The organism is Haloferula rosea (assembly GCF_016595525.1).
Taxonomy (GTDB): Bacteria; Verrucomicrobiota; Verrucomicrobiia; order Verrucomicrobiales; family Akkermansiaceae; genus Haloferula; species Haloferula rosea.
Window position 1 is genome coordinate 1 of record NZ_JAENII010000007.1, and the last position, 16,225, is coordinate 16,225.

A 16,225-nucleotide genomic window follows, 5' to 3' on the forward strand; every position below is an offset into this window, starting at 1 on the left:
GGATCGATCCGCACGGAAGGTGGAGAGGTCATCATCCGTGCCCTGGGCAAACGCTTCTCGGCTGACGAGTTTCGCACGATCCCCGTGGCTACGCTTGCAGATGGCTCGGAGATTCTGCTGGAGGACGTCGCCGATGTCCTCGACGCATTCGAGGATGTTGACCTGTCTGCTCGCTTCGACGAGCGGGATGCAGTACTGGTGAATGTTTACCGTGTGGGCAATGAGGATACCCTCACTCTGGCCAAGTTGGTGAGGGAATACGTGAGTCAGGCCGAGCAGCGACTGCCCGAAGGAGTCACGGTATCGGTTTGGAACGACCAGAGTTCGTACCTCAAGGGGCGACTCGAGTTACTCCAACGGAATGCCATCGTGGGGCTGGGACTCGTGCTCCTGGTCCTGGCGCTGTTCCTGCGGCCGTCGCTGGCATTCCTCGTTGCCCTCGGGATTCCCGTCTCATTTGCAGGCGGAATCTGGCTGATGCCGCAGCTGGGGGTATCAATCAACATGATCTCGCTGTTCTCGTTCATCCTCGTGCTCGGGATCGTGGTGGATGATGCGATTGTCACCGGGGAGAACGTGTATTCCCGCATCCAGAAGGGGGAGCACCCACGCATCGCCTCCTACAAGGGCACCCATGAAGTCGGGACGGTGGTCGTATTCGGCGTTCTCACCACGATGATGGCCTTCACCCCGATGCTGGGTCTCAGCGGTGTGAGCGGAAAGATCTGGCCGAACATCCCGTGGGTGGTGATTCCGACCCTGGCATTCTCGCTCGTTCAGTCGAAGTTCGTGCTCCCAGCGCACCTGTCATTGCTTGCCCCGCATCGGGACGAGAAACCGACGAATCCCATCTTCCGTCTTCAGCGCTCGATTGCCGATGGCTTGGAACGGTTTGTCCAGAAGGTCTACAAGCCGCTGCTGGCTTTGGCCTTGAAATGGCGCTACGTCACGTGGTCCATCTTCATCGGTGTTCTGGTGATCGTCATGGGCTATACCGTGGCGGGTCATGTGAAGTTCAAGTTTTTCCCTGAAGTCGAGGGCGACGTGCTGACCGCCAAATTCGAACTTCCTCAGGGGGTGCCGTTCGAAGTCACCCAACAGGTTGCAAACCGTTTGGAGGCAGCGGCCTGGAGCGTCGGCAACCAATTAACCAACAACGCCGGCGAGCCCGTGGTGAAGCACGTTTTGACGAGTGCTGGAACGCAGCCCTTCCAGACGGGATTCAATCCGAACGGGCCTCCCAAGGCGACCCACATCGGCGAGGTGACCATGGAGTTGACCGCCGCCGCAGGACGCTCGGTGCTTGCCAAGGAGGTCATCGACGCTTGGCGGGATGCAGTCGGTGATGTTCCTGGTCTCGTTGACATGAATTTCAAGGCCGAGACTGCAGGTGGTGGCAATGCCTTCGACTTCAACCTGGTCGGTCCCGACATCGAGCGGTTGAAGGATGCCACCAACTGGGTGAAAACCGAGTTGGACAAGTATCCCGGAGTGATCGACATCGCCGACTCGACCCGTGAAGGGAAGGACGAGCTTCGGCTGGTGCAATTGACCCAGTCAGGCAAGGCGCTCGGCTTGCGGCTGCAGGATGTCGCCAGTCAGGTCCGTGACGCATTCTACGGCAGTGAGGCACAGCGTCTTCAGCGTGGCCGGGACGAGGTCAAGGTGATGATCCGCTTTCCTCAAAGCGACCGTCGCACCCTCGACGCGCTGGAAACGATGAAGATCCGGACCCGCGATGGTGCCGAAGTGCCTTTCCGTCAGGTCGTGGAATACGAATTCGGCAGGGGACCCGCCGTCATCAATCGGACTGATCGCCAGCGCTCGATCAAGATCACCGCTGACGTTTCAGGTCAGACCAATGCCAATGATGTGATGCGTTCATTCAAGCCGGATGTTCTCGACCAGGTTTCATCGAAATACCCCGGCGTGCGTTTCGTGCAGGAGGGTGAACAAAAGGACCAGGCGGACAGCGTGCGTGAGATCGGGTTGGGTTTCCTTGGCGCCCTCGTCGGCATGTATGTCCTGATTGCGATCCCACTCCGTTCCTACTGGCAGCCCTTGATCATCATGGCAGTGATTCCCTTTGGTCTGATCGGGGCCATCGGTGGACACATCCTGCTTGGGCTGAACCTCTCGATCATGTCGATGTGCGGTCTGGTGGCCTTGGCCGGCGTGGTGGTGAATGACTCGCTCGTTCTCGTTGACTTCGTCAATCGTCACAAGGATGGGCGCTCCACGATGGAGGCTGCATCGGCGGCCGGTGTGCGGAGATTCCGGGCGGTGATTCTGACTTCGCTGACCACCTTCGCCGGTCTCATGCCGATGCTTACGGAAACCGATGTGCAGGCACGTTTCCTTGTGCCGATGGCGGTCTCGCTTGGCTTCGGCATCCTATTCGCCACGGTGATCACGCTATTCCTCGTGCCATCGATCTACTTGATCCTCGAGGACGTCAGAAACCTGTTTTCCCGCAAGAACCGCCGCTCCCATGCATGAGGCGCATGTTCAGGCGAGGATCTGTTTCACCACATGCCCATGGACGTCGGTCAAACGGAACCGGCGGCCCTGGTGCTTGTGGATGATGGCGGTGTGATCGAGGCCGAGCTGATGGAGAATGGTCGCCTGAAGATCATGCACATGGACTGCATCCGGGTGATACGCATGCTTGTTCGGGTTGATCGGCATGCCATCGGCATCGACGATGCTGTAGCCATAGGGATCCGTGTTTCCGAAGGTCATGCCGGGACGGATGCCACCGCCCGCCATCCACATGCTGAAGCATCGTGGGTGGTGATCGCGGCCGTAGCTGGTGGCGGTCAGGCTCCCCTGTGAATACGCCGTGCGACCGAATTCACCGCCCCAGATGACGAGGGTGTCTTCGAGGAGACCCCGTTGTCTCAAATCCTTGATGAGTGCCGCAGATGCCTGATCGGTCTCCTTGGCCTGCCCACGAATGGCGGACGGCAGATTGTCATGCTGATCCCAACCCTGATGATACAGCTGGATGAATCTCACGCCGCGCTCGGCCAATCGACGTGCCAACAGACAGTTTGCGGCATATGTCCCGGGTTTCCGGCTATCCTCTCCATACATCTCGAAGGTCGCCTCCTTTTCCGATGAGAGATCGGTGGCATCCGGCACGCTCGTTTGCATCCGGTAAGCCATCTCATACTGGGCGATCTTGGATTCGATCTCCGGATCGAGTTCGTTTTTGAACTGGATTTGTTCCAGTTCATTCAGGGCATCCAGGGTCGAGCGTCGACTGCTTCGGCAGATTCCCTCGGGATTGGACAGATAGAGAACGGGATCCTTGCCCGAACGGAACTGCACCCCCTGATATCTGGAATCGAGAAACCCGGACCCCCACAGGCGGGAATAGAGCGGTTGGCCGCCTTGCCCGGCGGAAACGAGCACGATGAATGAGGGTAGATTCTGATTCATCGCCCCGAGTCCGTAGGAAATCCACGAGCCCATCGATGGGCGCCCGGCAATCTGGGATCCGGTTTGGAAAAAGGTGATCGCCGGATCATGATTGATGGCCTCGGTATACATCGAGCGAATCATGCAGATGTCGTCCGCGATCTCCCGGTGATGGGGAAGAAGTTCGCTGAGCCAGAGCCCGGAGTCTCCGTGTTGGCTGAACTCGAACTGTGACCCGGCCAACGGCAGCGATGACTGGTTCGCCGACATGCCCGTCAGTCGCTGACCTCCGCGCACCTCGGGCGGCAGTTGTTCACCGTTTCGCTCCCGGAGCAGGGGCTTCGGGTCAAACAGATCGTGTTGCGATGGGCCACCCGACTGAAAGAGGTAGATGACACGTTTCGCTTTCGGGGCGAAGTTGGCAACTTTCGCCGCCGGCCCGCTGCCAAACGCCGGGCCGAGCATGCTGCCCAAGGCCAGGCCTCCGAGTCCAGTGGCGCTCTGCTTGAAAAAGTGCCTGCGGTTGATCCGCAAAAAATCGTCAATCGATGGGGGCTTCATCTTTTCCAGAGCGTGGCGTCGAGGTTGAGGATGGCGAGGCAGACGCTGGTCGTCGCCGCAAGGTGGACTGGGTCGACTCCAGATGGCGCCGGCGCCTCTCCCTGGGCGATCAGCTTTGCCGCATCCTCCGGATGATCGGTGAAATAGGCCATCTCACTGCCATGCAGCCGGATGAGAATGTTCAGCTCTTCCGTCGAGGGCGGGCGCCCGGCGAGACGGACGAACGCCGCCGTGATCTCAGTGGAAGGGTCTTGATGATGAACCGCCGTAGCGAGGGCCCGGGCTGCTTCAACGAACTGCACGTCATTCAGCATCACCAGGGCTTGGAGCGGTGTATTGGTCCGCGGCCTCGATACGGCACAAACCTCACGAGTCGGCGCATCAAAGGCACTCATGTTCGGCAAGGGAGCGGTGCGTTTCCAAACCGAGTAGATGGAGCGACGGTGCAATGCCTTACCTGTCGACTGGCGGTAGGCCGGAGACATGCTGTTCGATTCCCTCCACAGATCTCCGCCAGGCTGATAGGGCGAGACCGGTGGTCCACCCACCGTGGGATCCATCAGGCCGGAGGCTTTCAATGCCGTATCTCGAATCTGTTCGGCAGCGAGCCGGTGAGCGGGCCCTCTTGCCAGCCTATGGTTCTCGGGATCCCGTTGGAGTGCATCCGGCGGGACACTTGAGTCTTGAGCGTAGGTATTCGACAGCGCAATGCGGCGACATAGATGATGGATGTCCCAGCCGTGGGCGATAAAGTCCCTCGCGAGCCAGTCCAGAAGGTCAGGGTGGGTCGGAAGGCTTCCCTGCAACCCGAAGTTGTCTGCCGTGGATACAAGACCGCGACCAAAGAAATTTGCCCACATTCGATTGACGAAGACACGGGCAGTCAGGGGGTGATCCGGCTGCGTCAGCCACCTTGCAAGATCGAGCCGGTCAGGTGTGGAACCGCGGGGCCGAAGTGGGGGGAGGGCCTTCGGGGTATCCCGTTCGACACGGGTGGATTCATCGGTGGGCGCATCATACTCCCCACGGGCCAGCACGTGGGTCTCACGCGGCTCCGGCAGTTCCCGCATGACCGGCATCGCACGGATTGATTCTTCGAGCATCACCTCGGCTTTGCGAGCTTCCATCATCTTCGCTGCGGCGGCCCTCGTGCCGGCATCCAGGGCCGATTGGAAATACTCGAGCAATTGTTCCCGCTGCGATCCAGGCTGGACCGCCAAACGGAGGATCGCATCCACATTCCCCTCATGTCTGACCTCCAACTCCGAGAGTTCCCTCCGGTAAATCTTCATTTGTCGGACTCCACCTCCTTGGAACCCTCGATCCCTGAAACGCTGTCCGAGGGTCAGATGGCCGGACCCATAGGTTCGGATCATCGTTCGTTGCTGCATGTGGTCACGGAGGATTTCGATAGGTGCAGGCTTGCCATTGAGATGGATCTTCAAGCCCGACGCCTTGCTTGAACCGTCGTATGTGATGGTGACACGGGTCCATTCGCCAAGCTCGATGGGAGATTGCGTCCGCACCCCGATCCCGTTTCCAGGCCACACCCGATAGAGGCGCGCCGAAAGATGGCCATCTTCCAACATCAGGTCGAACCCGTTGTATCCCACGTCCGTTCCGAAGCACTTTTGGAGCACGACCACCGGATGGGCCTGCCTCAAGGAATCATGAAGGGTGAGATCGATGGAAAACGGACTCCAGCGGTCGATCTGCAGGTGACCCGGAAACACCGGCCCATGATCTCCATCGAGAACCAGATGCCGCCCGGCACCCTCCTCGACGATTGCAGCGCCCGCGAGTTTGGCTCCCTTCGGGCCTCCGGAGGCCAGATTCACCATGGCCTGATCGGGATCGGAGGTGAAATCATAATGCGCCTCGAGATCCACAGCGGCAGCAGGGACCGCGGGTTCCTCCAGCCACTTGATGAAACGGACCACGGATTGGCTTCGCACCGAACGGTGATCAGCTTCGGCCCGGCGCCGGGTGGCTTGCGCCGCCTTCAGCCTTTCGGTCTGTTCATCAGTCGGCAGCAGCATGGCTGGAGCCGGGATCTTCACCGAGCTGTCGTAGAGACCATTCTCGTCGATGGAATTGAAGAAACCACTAAGCGCGTAGTAATCGTGCGCGCTGATCGGATCATACTTGTGGTCGTGACAGCGGGAACACTCGAGTGTCAGTGCAAGGAACGCGGTCCCGAACGTATGGACCCGATCCGCGGCATTCTCCGCCATCCACTCTTCGCGGATGGAACCTCCTTCGTTTGTGAGTCGATGAAGCCGGTTGAAGGCGGAGGCCAATTCCTGGTCCTTGGACGGTTGGTCGAAAACATCGCCGGCAATCTGCCAGGTTGCGAACTGATCATAGGGGAGGTTCGAATTGAATGCCCGGATCACCCAGTCTCGATAGGGCCACTGATGGTTGAGCTGGTCCGACTGGTAGCCATAGGAGTCGGCATAGCGGGCGGCGTCGAGCCAGGCGGATGCCATGTGTTCCCCGTAGGCCGGCGAATGCAGCAGGCGTTCAACGACCGCCTCCTTGGCCGCACGTCGATCCAATGAACCATCTGCCTTGAAAGCCTCAATCTCGGAGGAACTCGGTGGTAGACCGGTGAGATCAAGAGTCACACGTCTGAGCCATCGGGTGTCAGCAGCAGGAGTGTTTGGCTTCAGCCCATCGGATTCCAGCGAATCGAGGACGAAGGCATCGATCGGGTTCTCGACCCATCCTGCCATCTTCGGAGTGGGGACCTCGATGGCTTTCCGCAGTGGCACAAAGGCCCAGTGCGCTTCGTAGACCGCGCCCTGCTCGATCCACCGCTTCAGGATTTCCTTCTCCTGGCCACTCAATGAGAGATTCGAGTCAGGAGGCGGCATGATCTCGTCTTGATCGGTCGAAAGCATTCGCTTCCAGGCGACGGATGCTTCCGGGGAACCCGGGACGATGGCATGGCCGGATGACTCCTCGAGCGCCGCGTAGGCGGAGTCCGCGCGATCGAGGCGCAGCCCTGCCTTGTTGTTCTCCACATCCGGCCCGTGACAGAGAAAGCATTTGTCGGACAAGATCGGCCGGACCTGCTCGTTGTAGGAGATGGTCTCACCAAGAAGCGGCGAGATGAGCAGGAGGGCAGTGAGCTGACGAAACATGGGGCTGGTCGATCAGGAGAGAACGTGGGCGGGATCGATGAGACTATAATCTCAATTCAGGCACTTTCTTGCATGAAAGATGTGAAAAACAACCACGAACTTGAGCGCCATGCCCAGAGTGCAGGGTGTCCTTCCGGGCAACTTCGACCGATTCCAAGGTTTCCCATACGCACTGGCTTGCCCTAGCGTCCCGCCGGAATGTGGATGAGAACAATATTGGTGATTTGGGCGGCGATGGGTTTGTCATTGGGGCAGGCCGCCGCGTCTGCGGAGGTCGGTGAGCCTGATATCGCCGCGCCACCCGGCCAGACCAAGGTGACGGTCGGCGTCTACTTGATCGACTTGATCGAAGTGGATGGAGCCTCCCAGACGTTCACCGCGGACCTGTGGTTCAAGTTGAGCTGGAACGACCCTCGGCTGGCCAAGCCCGGCAGCGGCTTGCGTCGAATGGACCGGGCTGATGTCTGGTATCCCAAGCTTCTCCCATCCAATCAACGCTCCGGCGACCCCAAGTGGCCGGATGAGGTTCTGGTCGATGACGAAGGCACGGTGGTTTATCGGCAGAGGAGTGTCAGCACCTTCGCCTGCCCGTTGGACCTCAGGAAGTTCCCGCACGATGTTCAAAGCCTGCATGCTTTGGTGCTGGGGGTCGAATCGACACCCGAAGATCTGGTCTTCGAAGTCGACGAGGCGGGAAGTGGCCGCTCGAAATCCTTCACCATCACCGACTGGGAGGCCGGCGAGTTCCGTTTGACCTCAGGTACCCATCAGGTCGCGGGAGTATGCATCGAGGTCCCGAGTTTCCGGATCGACTTCAAGGTGACGCGGCTGAGTCGTTATTATCTGGGCACCATCTTCTCCACCGTTGCCATCATCGCCCTGATGGCCTGGCTGGTGTATTGGCTACCGGTGGGAACGCTGCCGCCACGCGTCAGTGTGTCAGTCACCTCAATGCTGGCCCTGATTGCCTATCGATTCGTCGCGGCCCAAGACCTCCCGAAGTTGCCCTACCTGACGAGCATGGATTTCTTCCTGCTTGGAGCCGCGGTGTTGATCCTTGTCGGGCTGACCACCGTGGTGGTCGTTGCCAATCAAGACGGGAAGGGGAACACCCAACTGGCGAAGCGGCTCAATCTGGTGTTCCGCTGGGCCTATCCGTTGGTGCTGCTCGCACTGTTGGCGGCTTTCGCCACGAGCTGATCTCTTGGGTTTGCAGGATGGAGCCGGGCGACTATGCTTTCCACCATGATCGATCTCAAGATTCAGCCGGACGGTGTGCTCATCATTCGTCCCACCAGCGGGCTTTCCGAAGCCGATTTCGACGGGCTGAATGATGCCGTAGATGCCCATCTCGCAGCGGGCGGACAGCTCCGCGGATTGGTGATCGATGCCCCGAGTTTCCCCGGTTGGGCCTCCCTTTCCGGCTTGGTTTCCCACATCAGGTTCGTGAAGGACCACCACCGCTTGTTGTCGCGCGTGGCATTCGTTTCGGACAACGGGTTCCTCCAAGCGCTGCCGAAGGTCGGGAGGCACTTCGTTCAGGCGGAGGTGCGGCACTTCGATGGCGGTGAGGCAGCCGAGGCGATTCAATGGGTCAGCGAAGCTCCCGTGAATCCGGACCACTCGCTGCGCTGGGCTTGGTTCCCCGAGGAGACCGTGATGTGGGTTTCGGTCGATGGGAAGGTGACCAGTGCGGGATACCGGAAGCTGCTCGACAAGATGGAGGAGATCCTGAAGCAGCAGTCACCCATCTCCTTTCTGGTCAATCTTGAGAATCTCGACGATTTCGAACTGGGCGCGATGATGGCGGACATGAGGTTCGGGTTTTCCCACCTCAAACACTTCAAGCGAATCGCCCTCGTGGGTCACGAAGGGTGGATCCGGAAACTGACCAGCCTGCCCAACCCGTTTTCCGTTCAGGTGAAGGCCTTCACCAAGGATGAGGAGGAGGGGGCTTGGAATTGGTTGGCGGAATGAGCACGACGGTCCCAGTGCGAAAGAATCGGCAAATCAGGGAAAGGTTCTTTCCGTCTTTCGGCCGCGATGGTAGAGCCCCGCTTGGATGACGCTCGAGCAGGCAAGACAGGTGTTGGGATTGGGACCGACGGATGATCCAGCGGCCCACGTGGACGCGCTCAGCGAGGCTCGGGAGCGACTCGCTGCCATGGTCCGCGATGCACCGAACGATACGATCGCGCTGCGTTATCAAGACAGCCTGCAGGAATACGACCGAGCCATGGCGGCCCTGCGGGAGGAGGCCGAGCGGAAGCGGAAGGAGAAGGTTGCCCCCATGATGGCTCTGGTGCCTGGATCCGTCACCGGAGAGCCCATTGATTCGAAACGAGGCGATTTCCTGAAGGAACCATCTCCATCGACTCCTTTTGCGGACAAGACCCCGCCTGAACCGGAGTCGAAACCGGCTGAGCCAGCAGCAGAGGCGAAGGCCGTGAGCGACGCGGCGGATGATGAGGGCACCGGTTCCAGCGGGCTTCGTTTCGCGCTCTACGCTATGATTTTCATCCTGATCGGGGGTGCCGGAGGGGGCTGGCTGTATTTCCACATGGAGGCGGAGCGTGAAGCGCGGCTCAAGACCGAGCTCATCTTCCTCGAGGGTGTGGGAGGCAAGTTGGTCGAAGCACGCCGCTGGGACGAGGCACGACTCGCCTTTGGCAAGATTGAAGGACTCGATCCTGGTTCTGAGGTAGCGCTGAGAGGACTCCGCAGCATCGAGGTTGGCATGCGTGAGGAGCAGGAGCAATTCGTCGGCTACTGGTCGGGTGAGGCGCTGGCCGCGTTTGAGGCCGGTCGTCTGGAGGATGCGCGGGAAGCGGCCGACAAGGTGATCAAGCGCTACCCCAAGGAAACGGAAGTGGTCGCGCTGCGAAAGAAAATCGGTGAGGCCCGCAGGGCGCAGCTTCGCTCCGAAGCACAGGAAGCCGTGCAGGCCGCGATTGACGAAAAGGATTGGGAGGCGGCCGGTGAGAGCGTTGCGGCCTTCAGTCTCGAGCTGCCCGGTGACGAATTGATCGTCAGCATGACGAAGTCCATTGAGGATGCGAAGGAGTTGCAGCGGAAGGAACACCAACGGGCAAGAGAGTTGGCAGACGCAGCAAGGCTCCGAGACCAAGGTCAATTCGACCCTCAGGTTCTGGAGTGGATGCGGGAAGCCGTCGCACTTTTCCCCGATGATCCCGAAATCCGGGCGCTTTATGAGAAGGTCGCATCCTACAGCCGGACGATCCAGATTCCCGGCGACATTCCGACCTTGGAGGAAGCGCTCGCTCAAGCCCGTGACCGGGATCGCCTGGTTCTTTCTGAAGGCACATTTGAAGCCGGACTGGCGGTCAATGTGGCGGTTCAACTTGAGGGGGCGGGCGAGGGAAAGACCATTCTCCAATCCCAGGCCGCCAGCTCACCGGCACTGACCTTCGGCCCGAAGGCGAAGGGAGCCACGGTGAGCGGGATTCTTTTCCGTCAGGAAGGATTCGATGCCAGTGAGAACCGCTACCCGGTGGTGCAGGTCCGTGCCGGGGAGGTCAGCTTCACCGACTGCATCTTTCGCGATGGCTCAGGTCACGGTCTTGAAGTGATCGACGGTGGTCGGATCGAAGCCTCCCGGTGTCTCTTCGAAGGGAATGGCTGGGATGGGGTGGCGGCCCGTGGCAGTGGCAGTCGAATGGTGGTTCGGGAGTCGCGGGCCAATGCGAATGTCGGGCATGGCTTCGAGGCTTGGGACGAAGCGGTCGCCTCGATTCAAGATTGCATCGCCAAGGGCAACGCCCGGAATGGCATCCTGATCGATTCCGCGGCCGACGGCCTGAACCTGGCGGGCAACGAGGTGATGGGAAACCGGGAATACGGCATCCTTCTTGCAGCGGGAGCTTCCGGTGTGGTCAGCAAGAATTCCAGCTATGCCAACCTGCTTGGTGGAATGCTGGTGCGTTTTGCATCGATCTCGGTGGAGGTCGAAGGCAACCGCCTCGAGAGCAATTCCGGTCCTGGGTTGATCCTGGAGCAGGGGTTGAGGCCGGAGATCTATCAGGGCAATACGGCACGCAAGAATCGCGGGACTCAGGTCATGAGTGGGGCTCGATTCAGCGAGTCGGAGTGAGCGGACTTGACCACCCGTGACGGGATTCTTACTTAGCGGCATGGAACTGCTTTATGAAGGCAAGGCAAAGCGCCTGTGGACGACCGAGGACCCGAATACGCTCCGCATGGAGTTCAAGAATGACGCCACTGCCTTCAATGGAGAGAAGAAAGCCCAGTTCGAGGAGAAGGGGCGCCTGAACAACGCCATCAGCACCCTGATCTACGGGATGCTGGAAAAGGAAGGCGTGCCGACCCACTTCGTGCGCGAGATCGACGAGACCAATGTCGAAGTCCGCAAGCTCGACATCCTGATGGTCGAGGTGATCGTCCGTAATTTCGCCGCAGGCAGCTTTTGCAAGCGCACAGGGGTCGAGGAGGGCCGGGAGTTCTCCAAGCCGATCGTCGAATTTTCGATCAAGAGCGATGAGCTCGGCGACCCGCTGGTCAACGACGCCTACATCACCGAGCTCGGGCTTGCGACCGAGGAGGACCTTGCGTTCTTCCGCGAATCAGCCCTGAAGGTGAATGATCTGCTGATCAAGTTCTTCGCCGAGTGCGGGCTGCAACTGGTCGACTTCAAGCTCGAGTATGGTCGCCTCTGTGAAGACCCATCGGTCATCGTGCTCGCAGATGAAATCAGCCCCGACGGATGCCGCCTCTGGGATCTCAAGACGGGTGAAAAGATGGACAAGGATCGTTTCCGCCGAGACCTCGGAAACGTCATGGAGGCCTATCAAGAGGTGCTTGAGCGTGTGAAGAAGGCCAGCGAGGCCTGAGCCTGCGTTGGCCTTCTACTCGATCTCGAAGAGATCGGCCGCGATGGCTTCCGCATTCGCGCGGTCGAGCAGGAATGGGTTCTCATCGCCGACGACCCTTCCGAAGTAAACGACCGAGCCCTCTTCTCCGACCTTGGCGATGACCAACCCGCGGTTCTTCAGGCCTGCGAACTCTCCTTCGTCATCGTATTCCTTGATTAGGAGGGAAAGGTTCAACCAAGGTTTCTTGAGTGCTGCGGTCGCAGCCGTGTGATCCGGACGAAGCCAGGCATCTGCCTTCAGATCGAGCAGGTTGTTGAGAAGAAGGTCGGCGCGCTTGTTCACCAGTTCCACCGAAAGATCCTTGCCTTCCTTCTTGGCCGTCCAGCGCTCGGTGACGAAATCGTAGCCCAACTCAAGGGCCGGCTCATTTCCGATCTGACGCTGAATCCCGACAACGTCGGGTTGCGAGATCTTCCACAGTTGGCGTTCGCGCCAATCCCATGGGCGCGTGGGAATGAGGGTGAGCATCGAAGGATCGACCTTCACCACCGTGGTCGTGCCGTCACGGACGGCATGGATGTCCCCGTCCTTTCCCTGGCCGAAGGAAAGCTGGATGACCTCGCCATCGAAGGACGCGAACCGGAGCACGAGGAAGGGTTGGTCGAGACCGTAGGGCTTCAGGTCGGTGGCGGTGTCGGAGACGAAGTCCGAGACCTTCGCTTCGGTCACGGTCTTGATGAGCGCATTCAGAGCCAGCACACTCGGTTCTTCGATCCTGCCATCGAGCAGGATGCTGAACCGGTCCTTCGGGGTGGCCCGTTGAAGAATGATGTCCTCGCCGTTCGCGGGGGAAACCAGAATACTCTTGAGTCCGAGGTGGTTGATCGAGGTCAGCGTGGGATCGCGGAGTTCGTTCACCGAAAGAGGGAGGTCCCTGATGCCGACCTCATCCTTGCCGCCCTCGAGCGATGCGTTGGTCAGCAGCGGCAGCTCGAACACTGCGTTGGGTCGATCACTGATCTTTGCCAGCACGCGATCCGCCTCGGGGGATTCGGGAGGATAAATCTCGAGCACGACTTCTTCGGCTGCACCGAAGAACTTCAAACCGATCTGCTCGACCTCCTTGGGGTCCACCGTAGGCAGCGTGACCTCAGAGCGATTCTTCACGTCGAGCGCCTCGAGATCATACAGACCCTGAAGCAAGCGCACGAGTGCTGCGCGATCCGACTTCAGGCCGAGCGGCTTGACGATCGACCAAAGCTCTTTCGGATGCTCCCTCGAGAGCACCATTTCACCCGTTCGGTTCTTCACGCGCAGGGACTGGACGATGGTCGGGTGGAACAGGAATGGATGGTGATCCCGCAGCGCCTTGAACTCATCCTTCAGCAGCGAGTGGATGTCGCCGGGGTCGGTGCATGCATAGAGGTAATCCTTCCGCCCCTTGTCCCGCGGCTGAACAAACACGGTGGGGATGGGTTCGGCGGTGTCCGGATCAGTTCCCCGCCATGCCGTGCGGTGACCGAGGATGTATTTGGCAATCGTGTCGCCGTTCGGGTCCGTGAAACCGAAACCGATCTGGCCGTCCTCGAAGCCGAAGTTGACGCTCTCGACCTTCTCAGAAGGGATGGCTCCTTCGACTCTGGCATTGAGGGTAAAGCCGAAGATGGCCTGAGCCGCACGCGGATCCATCCGGTCCTCCCACGGTGCCACCATCTGCCACCCGGCATCGGTCTTGCGGCAGTGGGCTGAGGTTCCGTTACCAAGCAGGTAGATGTTCTCCACAGCGTTCGGATCGAACTCATAGAGCTCTTCGCCAATCGGTGTGGATGGAAGACCGAACACCCGGGCAAGACTCCCTTCGCTCATCCGCATGACCGCCAGACTCCCCGACACGAAGGCGAGGAGGGCGAGCAGGATGGTGAAGAAGATGGAACGCATCGGACGAAGGGAAACTCAGGCGCGGCGACCAGCCCAGACCATCAAGCCGATCAGAAACAATCCGATTGGCAGGATGAGGAGGTTGATCCGGTTGATGAAGGTAATCTGCGCGGGGAGGATCGGAATGCGGTAGAGGCGCAGGTTCCGCGGTGCCTCACCGACGAGCGATTCCCGTCCGACCAACCAATTGGTGGCGCTGGCGAGGAAGTCGAGATTTGCCTGCCGTGCCCGATTCGGTTCGAGGAAGGCGGTATTGGAAATGACGATCATGCGGCCCGTGTCGGCCGCGAAACGTTCATCGGTCGCGGTTCCCTTGAGAACCGCGGCTGCAAGCGGCAGCGGCGCCATGTTGTCGTGATCCTTGTCGAATCCGACGCTATCCGCCGGGAACTCGCTCTCCCCCCAGTAACGAGGGTCTGCTTCCAGGAGACTGAAAGGAGCGATTCGCTGGTTGAGCAGGTCCTCGGCTCCTTCGCGGACCTCGAGGCTCTTCGTCGCCCCTTCAAACATGGTCGACTTCTCCCAGAGATCCTTCGTGAGCTCCATGCCCGAGGTGAAATGAGCCACCACGGCGGTGCGGACTTCGCCGGACTTGCTGGTCAGCACGCGGTCATTTCGGGGAGTCACGCCCTGCGTTCGGAGGAAGGAACGGAGGCGGGGTGGGACTTCCGCTTCACCCGTGGTCACGAGAATGGATGCTCTCGGACGCCCCCAGTAGGCTTCGAGGATTTTCAGTTCCTCGGCAGTGAAGTCGTAGCGGGCCCCGATGATGGCGATGGCGTCCACATCATCCGGAATGCTTTCTTTTCCGCCGAGCTGCACGCGCTCAGGGAGGACATTCTGCGATACGAGGTTGGCGCTGAGCACGGGCCACACGTCCGACCCGTTCTCCGTCCCCAGGTCGCTCTTGTCAGCGAGGACCCACATGCGGCGCGGCTTCCCTTCGATCGCATTGACCAGACCGGTGCGCAGTGCGTCCTCACCGAGGAACCCGCGGACCCGACGCTGGTTGTTGGCATCGGTCTCATAGACCACCATGTCCTCGAGTCGGGAAATGTGAACATGGGGGCTGACTTTCTGCCCTTTCGCCTCCTTACGTTCCTGACTGGTGCGGGCATCGATGATGACCAGATCCTGATTGAAGATGAGATTGTATTCCGCGGCGATGGACTCGGCCTGGTCGTTGGCCCGAATCGGATCGAGCAGCATCAACTGGATCTTCCCGTTCGACAAGCGGACGTATTCCTCCGCCACCGGTCGGATCCTTTCGTAGAAGGGGGAGTCCGCCCGGAATGCGACGATCATCCTGATCCGGTCTTCGCGATCGGCGACGTCCGGCGACGCCAGATATCGCTGGGTCGATGGTGCCAGGGTGAAACCGAGGTCATCGCTGATGTCGAAGGGGCGATGATGGAGCGAGGACAGGAAGTTCGCCGCAAAGAAGATGATGACGACCAGTATGATCTGGACGACTGACAGCACACCGACCCTGAAGCGTGGGGTCGACCGGGTCTTGGTTGTTTCTTCAGCACTCATCAGCGTTTCCAGCGGCGGTAGTCGACAATCTGGTAGGTAAGGAAGAGAACCATGAATGTCAGAGTGATGTAGTAGACGAACGGACGGGTATCGAGGAAACCCTTGGCGAAGAAGGCAAGGTGTTCCTGACAGGAGATGTAGTAGAAGATCCCGGCCCCCTGAAACGCGCCACCCCAGATGATCGGGATGAAGCCGAAGAAGAAGAGAAGCATCAGCAGACAGATGGTCAGCAAGCCGGCGATGATCTGGCTGGAGGTGAGCGAGGACGCGAGGCACCCGACCGCGGTGAATGCCATGCCCATCAGGATCAGAATCGTGTAGGTCCCGAAGACTTCACCGGGAGTCCAGGCATCGGGCAAATCCGCCACCCAAGAAAAAAGGTGGAACTGGAGCAGGGTGGGGATCCACAGAATGACGTAGAAGGCGAAGGCGGCACCGTATTTCGACAGCACGACCTGCCAGGTGCGGACGGGGGCGGTCAGCAGCGTCTCCAGGGTTCCCGATCGCTCTTCTTCGGCGAAGCTCCGCATCGTGATGAGCGGGAAGATGAACAGGAACCAGAACCAGAAAACCGGCGAGTGGAAGGTCGCGAAGATCAGGCTGTGCTGGGACGGCGAATCCACGAACCCCTTCATCGAGGTCGAGATTCCCACCCCATTGGCAATCGCCACCGCGGCGATGATGACCCAGCCAAACGGGTTCTGGAAAAAGCTTCGAAGTTCCTTTCGGAACAGGATGAACAAGGTTCGCATGAATTTGGGTCCGATCGTC

The 16,225-nt window shown here is 59.7% G+C and carries 10 protein-coding genes; 5 read left to right on the plus strand and 5 right to left on the minus strand.

Annotated features, from left to right (window positions below; genetic code table 11):
* Positions 1-2,499: efflux RND transporter permease subunit (locus JIN81_RS10085; RefSeq protein ID WP_200278823.1), on the plus strand; the 2,499-nt coding region annotated here is incomplete at its 5' end.
* A 9-nt stretch (positions 2,500-2,508) separates the two neighbouring features.
* Here the strand turns inward: JIN81_RS10085 and JIN81_RS10090 are convergent.
* Both JIN81_RS10090 and JIN81_RS10095 read right to left on the minus strand, forming a co-directional pair.
* Positions 2,509-3,984: a DUF1501 domain-containing protein gene (locus JIN81_RS10090; RefSeq protein ID WP_200278824.1), complete on the minus strand. Its 1,476-nt coding sequence runs from the start codon at positions 3,982-3,984 to the stop codon at positions 2,509-2,511.
* Positions 3,981-7,130 (minus strand): DUF1553 domain-containing protein, encoded by a 3,150-nt coding sequence (locus JIN81_RS10095; protein WP_200278825.1) that lies wholly within the window; start codon positions 7,128-7,130, stop codon positions 3,981-3,983. Before JIN81_RS10095 ends, JIN81_RS10090 begins: the two co-directional genes overlap by 4 nt.
* 204 nt (positions 7,131-7,334) lie before the next feature.
* Here JIN81_RS10095 and JIN81_RS10100 point away from each other — a divergent pair, with 204 nt between their 5' ends.
* The 4 genes from JIN81_RS10100 to purC all read left to right on the plus strand — a co-directional run bounded on the left by JIN81_RS10100 (position 7,335) and on the right by purC (position 11,998).
* The gene (locus JIN81_RS10100; protein WP_200278826.1) at positions 7,335-8,330 is read left to right on the plus strand and encodes a ligand-gated ion channel; all 996 of its coding nucleotides are present in this window, start codon (positions 7,335-7,337) and stop codon (positions 8,328-8,330) included.
* A 45-nt stretch (positions 8,331-8,375) separates the two neighbouring features.
* Positions 8,376-9,107 (plus strand): SpoIIAA family protein, encoded by a 732-nt coding sequence (locus tag JIN81_RS10105; RefSeq protein ID WP_200278827.1) that lies wholly within the window; start codon positions 8,376-8,378, stop codon positions 9,105-9,107.
* Between the two features lie 85 nt (positions 9,108-9,192).
* The gene (locus tag JIN81_RS10110) at positions 9,193-11,241 is read left to right on the plus strand and encodes a right-handed parallel beta-helix repeat-containing protein (protein WP_200278828.1); all 2,049 of its coding nucleotides are present in this window, start codon (positions 9,193-9,195) and stop codon (positions 11,239-11,241) included.
* Positions 11,242-11,281: 40 nt separating this feature from the next.
* Positions 11,282-11,998 carry a phosphoribosylaminoimidazolesuccinocarboxamide synthase gene (gene purC, locus JIN81_RS10115; protein ID WP_200278829.1) on the plus strand — a complete coding sequence of 239 codons (717 nt, stop codon included), beginning with the start codon at positions 11,282-11,284 and terminating at the stop codon, positions 11,996-11,998.
* Between the two features lie 15 nt (positions 11,999-12,013).
* On the opposite strand, the gene JIN81_RS10120 is transcribed toward purC, so the two are convergent.
* Genes JIN81_RS10120 through JIN81_RS10130 form a run of 3 tightly spaced genes read right to left on the minus strand, consistent with a single transcriptional unit; the run spans position 12,014 to position 16,206 of the window.
* Positions 12,014-13,918, minus strand: coding sequence for a DUF4340 domain-containing protein (locus JIN81_RS10120; protein ID WP_200278830.1), 1,905 nt, complete (start codon positions 13,916-13,918; stop codon positions 12,014-12,016).
* A gap of 15 nt (positions 13,919-13,933) precedes the next feature.
* The gene (locus JIN81_RS10125; protein WP_200278831.1) at positions 13,934-15,454 is read right to left on the minus strand and encodes a motility-associated ABC transporter substrate-binding family protein; all 1,521 of its coding nucleotides are present in this window, start codon (positions 15,452-15,454) and stop codon (positions 13,934-13,936) included.
* Positions 15,454-16,206 (minus strand): ABC transporter permease, encoded by a 753-nt coding sequence (locus JIN81_RS10130; RefSeq protein WP_200278832.1) that lies wholly within the window; start codon positions 16,204-16,206, stop codon positions 15,454-15,456. Before JIN81_RS10130 ends, JIN81_RS10125 begins: the two co-directional genes overlap by 1 nt.
* Positions 16,207-16,225 lie beyond the last annotated feature (19 nt).

Bases quoted from the DNA above. Each gene is read 5' to 3' on its own strand.
- JIN81_RS10090 (WP_200278824.1), bottom strand. From the start codon at position 3,984: ATGAAGCCCCCATCGATTGACGATTTTTTGCGGATCAACCGCAGGCAC.
- JIN81_RS10095 (WP_200278825.1), bottom strand. From the start codon at position 7,130: ATGTTTCGTCAGCTCACTGCCCTCCTGCTCATCTCGCCGCTTCTTGGT.
- JIN81_RS10100 (WP_200278826.1), top strand. From the start codon at position 7,335: ATGAGAACAATATTGGTGATTTGGGCGGCGATGGGTTTGTCATTGGGG.
- JIN81_RS10105 (WP_200278827.1), top strand. From the start codon at position 8,376: ATGATCGATCTCAAGATTCAGCCGGACGGTGTGCTCATCATTCGTCCC.
- JIN81_RS10110 (WP_200278828.1), top strand. From the start codon at position 9,193: ATGACGCTCGAGCAGGCAAGACAGGTGTTGGGATTGGGACCGACGGAT.
- purC (WP_200278829.1), top strand. From the start codon at position 11,282: ATGGAACTGCTTTATGAAGGCAAGGCAAAGCGCCTGTGGACGACCGAG.
- JIN81_RS10120 (WP_200278830.1), bottom strand. From the start codon at position 13,918: ATGCGTTCCATCTTCTTCACCATCCTGCTCGCCCTCCTCGCCTTCGTG.
- JIN81_RS10125 (WP_200278831.1), bottom strand. From the start codon at position 15,454: ATGAGTGCTGAAGAAACAACCAAGACCCGGTCGACCCCACGCTTCAGG.
- JIN81_RS10130 (WP_200278832.1), bottom strand. From the start codon at position 16,206: ATGCGAACCTTGTTCATCCTGTTCCGAAAGGAACTTCGAAGCTTTTTC.